Origin of the sequence: Solidesulfovibrio sp. C21 (assembly GCF_047785625.1) — a bacterium.
Taxonomy (GTDB): Bacteria; Desulfobacterota; Desulfovibrionia; order Desulfovibrionales; family Desulfovibrionaceae; genus Solidesulfovibrio.
In genome coordinates, this window is record NZ_JBLODY010000136.1 from 1 (window position 1) to 4,999 (window position 4,999).

Below are 4,999 nucleotides of genomic sequence, written 5' to 3' on the forward strand. Positions count from 1 at the left end.
ATTATCGCCATACCAGCTGTAACCGTTAGAAGTTTTTGGGAGGGGAGAGCGCGAGAGGGGGACCCTTTTTTCAAAAAGGGTCCCCCTCTCGCACTTCCTTCTCTCTTCTCCGCCCTCACCCGATCGTATCCACCTTCACGCAATTGCGGCCGGCGGCCTTGGCGGCGTAGAGCGCCTTGTCGGCCCGGGCCAGAAGATCGTCCAGGGGCGTTTCGCCGTATTCCACCTGGTCCCGCAAGGCGGCCACGCCGATGCTCACGGTCACGACCAGGACGCGATTTTCGACCATGCACGGCGCGCCGGACAGGGCATGGCGGAAGCGCTCGGCCAGAAGCGCCGCCTGGGCGGCGTCGGCACCCGTCAGGAGCACGGCGAACTCTTCCCCGCCATAGCGCGCCACGAGATCGGATTTGCGCACACAGCCCGAAAGCACCCGCCCCAGGTGGGCCAGCACCTGGTCTCCGGCGGTGTGCCCGTGGGTGTCGTTGACCGCCTTGAAATGGTCCACGTCGAGCATCAGGCACGAACACGGCCGTCCCGATCGTTGGGACGCAGCCAGCAGCTTGATCCCGCCGGAAAAGAGGAATCGCCGGTTGTAAAGGCCGGTCAGCGCGTCCAGGATGCTCAGGCGCTCGGCCTCCTCGATATGCCCACGCACCTCGCCGGCCATGGCGCAAAAGGCCTCATGCAGTTCGGCCACTTCGCGGGGCAGGCGGTCGGAACGGACAATCGGGCAGACGGCCGCGTAGCGCGTGTCCCGCAGCTCCCGGGCATAGGCGGCCAGGGCCGTCAGCGGCCGCTCGATCTTGCGGGACAGGCGCAGCACCAGCGGCAGCACCAAGACCACCGTGGCCAGCGCCCCGAAAACCACCCAGCGCATTTGCCGCCGGTAGCCGGCCAGCACGTCCGACACGGGCATGTCGCTGACCAGCCGCCAGCCGTCGCGGCCAAGGGAAATCGCCGCCCCGAGCATTTCGCGCCCGTCCGGGCCCGCATACACCCCGCCCTTTTCCCCGCAGGCGAGCAGCTCCGGCGAAACCCGCGCCTTGCCCGGGCCGCCCGCGGCCGCCACCACCGTCGTCGGGGCCAGGATACGGCCCTCGGTATCGCACAGGATGACCGGGCTGCCGGAATAGGCGACATTCTCGCGCAACCAGCGGTCCAGGGATTTGAGATGCACCGAGATGGCCAGCACCCCGCCGAAGCCTCCGTCCTTCGCGGTGATGGGCACGCTGAACACGCAGGCCGGATTGCCTGTCAGGCGGCCGACCGGAATCAGTTCCAAGGCGGGTCGCCCTTCCCGGCCATCTTTGAAATAGGCACGGTCGCCAAGGGAGGCGCCCTTGGTGTCAATATTCGAAGCAAGAATAATTCCGTCTGGCCCGATATAAAATATGTGTTTCACATATTCATGTGTCTTGACATAAATTTTGTAGTTTTCAGATATATCTTGATTATCGCTGTACATGCTCGCAGCGGTTCGGGCAAAATATTCCGCATCGTCGACACGCTCATCGATCCAGGTACGTACAACATTACATTCTTGTTGCAACCCGTGCACGAGATGCTGTTGTTCGCGCTCCACGACATTGCCGCGCTGGAACAACGAGAAACAGAGTGTGGCAAAAAGAAGTGGCAGCACTACCAAAAGCAGCGTGTAGAAGCGCAGTTGTCCGCGAAGACCATCAAGGCCGAGCATTCGTCGCAGCCGCATAGGGGGTTGCCTTCCCAAAACAGCCTTCGCCCGGGACGACCAGCCCGTTGCGTCGGCGGATTTCCGAGTTTGCTACGAAACACCGTTACAAGAAAGCCTGCGCCCCGACAATACGCCTGATCCGCCGCCTTGCGAAAAACCGGATTTTGCCCCATGACGGTCGTGGGCATAGCCGCCCCACGATCATGCCGCTCCCCGACGCCAATACCCCATACCCCAACGCGCCACCGCCCCGGCCCGATGCCGCCCCCGGCGACGTCGCCGCCTACGTGGCCGCCCTGCTCGCTTCAAAGCGCCTGGGCAACCAGGTCGTGTGCCACCGCGTCTTTCCGGCGGCCCAGGCCGCCTACGCCGACCCGGTGCGCCCCTTTTCCCGGCCCGTGGCCGCCATGTTGGCCGGGCGCGGCATCTCCCATCTCTACAGCCACCAGGCCGCCGCCGTGGATCTGGCCCGGGCCGGACGCCACGTGGCCGTGGCCACCCCGACCGCCAGCGGCAAGACCATGACCTACCTGCTGCCGGTGCTGGAGGAGATCGCCCAAAACCCCGATTCCCGGGCCATCTTCCTCTATCCCTTGAAAGCCCTGGCCCAGGACCAACTCAAGGCCATAAACGAACTGACGGCGGCGCTGCCGGCCTCGAGCCGCCCCAGCGCCGCCATCTTCGACGGCGACACCACGTCCCATTTCCGGCGCAAGATCCGCGACAATCCGCCCCAGATCCTCATCACCAACCCCGAGATGCTCCACCTGTCGCTACTCCCCGGCCACGAGGCCTGGAGCACCGTCTTCGCCGGGCTCACCCACGTGGTGGTCGACGAGATGCACACCTATCGGGGGGTGATGGGTTCGCACATGGCCCACGTGTTCCGCCGGCTCCTGCGCGTCTGCGCCCGATTCGGGGCGCGACCGGCCTTTGTCTTCTCCTCGGCCACCATCGGCAACCCCGGCGAACTGGCGGCCAGCCTCACCGGACTGCCGGTGGAAACGATCACCGCCTCGGGCGCGCCCACCGGCCCGCGCCATTTCCTTTTCATCAACCCCGAGCAGTCCGCCTCCACCACGGCCGTCATGCTGCTGGCCGCGGCGCTGCGGCGCGGCCTGCGCACCATCGTCTACACCCAATCGCGCCGCATGACCGAGCTCATAAGCCTGTGGATCTCCGAACGGGCCGGCCCATACGCCTCGCGGGTCTCGGCCTACCGCTCGGGATTTCTGCCCGAGGAACGCCGGGCCATCGAGGCGTCCATGGCCTCGGGCAAGCTGTTGGGGGTCGTGTCCACCTCGGCCCTGGAACTCGGCATCGACATCGGCGGCCTCGATCTGTGCGTGCTGTGCGGCTATCCCGGTTCGGTCATGTCCGCATGGCAGCGCGGCGGACGTGTCGGCCGGGCGCTTCGGGAATCGGCCGTGGCGCTCATTGCCGGCGAGGACGCCCTGGACCAGTATTTCATGCGCCACCCGGCGGATTTCTTCGAGCGCCCGCCGGAATCGGCCGTCATCAATCCCGACAATCCGGTCATCGCGGCCAAGCACCTGGAATGCGCCGCCGCCGAACTGCCGCTCACCGTGGGCGAACCATTCATCGCCCCGCCGGTCATGGCCCGGGAAGTCAGCCGGCTGGAAGGGAAAGGACTGCTGCTGCGCGACCGCGAAGGCAAACGCCTCTTCGCCGCCAGGAAACGCCCCCACCGCGACGTCAACCTGCGCGGCTCGGGCGGCCAGTTCACCATCGAGACCACAAGCGGCGCGGTCATCGGCCAGATCGACGAACAACGCGCCTACCGGGAAACCCATCCCGGCGCGGTCTACATCCACCGGGGCGTCTCCTACCAGGTGGAATCGCTCGACATTGCCGAGCGCCGTGTCAGGGTCGCGCCGGGCAAGGCCGACTACCACACCCGGGCCCGGGGCCAGAAGATGACGGAAATCCTGGAAGTCTCCGGCGAAAAGACGGTCAACGGCGTGCCGGTATTTCTCGGCCGCCTCAAGGTCACGGAGACCATCACCGGCTACGAGCGCCGGGCCAATCGCGGCGGCCAGCTCCTGTCCATCGTGCCGCTGGACCTACCGCCCATGGTCTTCGAAACCGAAGGCCTGTGGTGGGTCATCCCCAAGGACGTCCAGGACGAACTCGACCGGCGCCTCTTTCACTTCATGGGCGCCATCCACGCCATGGAGCACGCCATGATCGGCATCCTGCCGCTTTTGGTCCTCACCGACCGCAACGACCTCGGCGGCATCTCCATTCCCCTGCATCCGCAAGTCGGCCGGGCCTGCGTGTTCATCTACGACGGCGCGCCCGGCGGCGTGGGCCTCACCCGCATGGCCTTCGCCAAGGCCGAGGAAGCCCTTTCACGCACCCTGGCCACGGTGGCCGGTTGCCCCTGCGAGACCGGCTGTCCCTCCTGCGTGCATTCCCCCAAATGCGGTTCCGGCAACCGCCCCATCGACAAGGTTGCCTGCCGTTTCCTCCTGGAGCTGCTCATGTCCGGAAAAATGCCCGAGAAAGGCGATTGCCGCCCCGAGTACAACGAACAACAACACTCCAACAACAACCAGGAACCCGGCTCCGGCCCCGCCCTGGTCAAACAGGCCCCGCCCGGGCGCTTCGGCGTCCTCGACGTGGAAACGCGCCGCTCCGCCGCCGAAGTCGGCGGTTGGGGCAATGCCTACAAAATGGGCATCTCCGTGGCCGTGCTCTACGACTCGTCCCTGGACGACTTCCTGGTCTACCGCCAGGAGGAACTCCCCGCCCTCTACGAAGCCCTGACCCAGTGCAACCTTGTGGTCGGCTTCAACATCAACCGCTTCGACTACAAAGTCCTCGCCGGCGCGTCGCACTTCGACCACCACGCCCTGCCGACCCTGGACATCCTGGAAAAAGTCCACGACCGCCTGGGCTACCGCCTGTCCCTGGACGGGCTGGCCAAGGCCACCCTCGGCGCCCGGAAATCCGCCTCGGGCCTGGAAGCCCTGGCCTGGTGGAAGGAAGGCCGCATGGACGAGATCATCACCTACTGCAAACAAGACGTGGCCGTGACCCGCGACCTCTATATCTTCGGCCGCGACAACGGCTACCTGCTCTTCTCCAACAAAGCCGGCCAAACCGTCCGCCTGCCCGTGGAATGGGCATAGCCAGGGGAGGTGCCTCCGGCGGCCAGGAGGGGCGCTGCCCCTCCTGGACCACCCCGCGGGGGAAACCTTTCTGAAGAAAGGTTTCCCCCAGGCCCCCCTTCCAAAGACTTTTAATGGGGTGAAAAGACGAAACATAGAAAATAAATTC

The 4,999-nt window shown here is 65.6% G+C and carries 3 protein-coding genes; 2 read left to right on the forward strand and 1 reads right to left on the reverse strand.

What is annotated here, in order from left to right; all coding sequences use genetic code 11:
* Positions 1-115: 115 nt before the first annotated feature.
* Positions 116-1,285 carry a diguanylate cyclase gene (locus ACMZ6R_RS20015; RefSeq protein WP_416114715.1) on the reverse strand — a complete coding sequence of 390 codons (1,170 nt, stop codon included), beginning with the start codon at positions 1,283-1,285 and terminating at the stop codon, positions 116-118.
* Positions 1,286-1,450: 165 nt separating this feature from the next.
* Between ACMZ6R_RS20015 and ACMZ6R_RS20020 the strand changes: the two genes are divergently transcribed.
* Together ACMZ6R_RS20020 and ACMZ6R_RS20025 are read left to right on the forward strand one after the other, a co-directional pair.
* A complete protein-coding gene (locus tag ACMZ6R_RS20020; protein WP_416114716.1) occupies positions 1,451-1,834 on the forward strand; it encodes a hypothetical protein in 384 nt (127 codons plus the stop codon).
* 65 nt (positions 1,835-1,899) lie between these two features.
* Positions 1,900-4,851 carry a DEAD/DEAH box helicase gene (locus ACMZ6R_RS20025; protein WP_416114717.1) on the forward strand — a complete coding sequence of 984 codons (2,952 nt, stop codon included), beginning with the start codon at positions 1,900-1,902 and terminating at the stop codon, positions 4,849-4,851.
* Positions 4,852-4,999 lie beyond the last annotated feature (148 nt).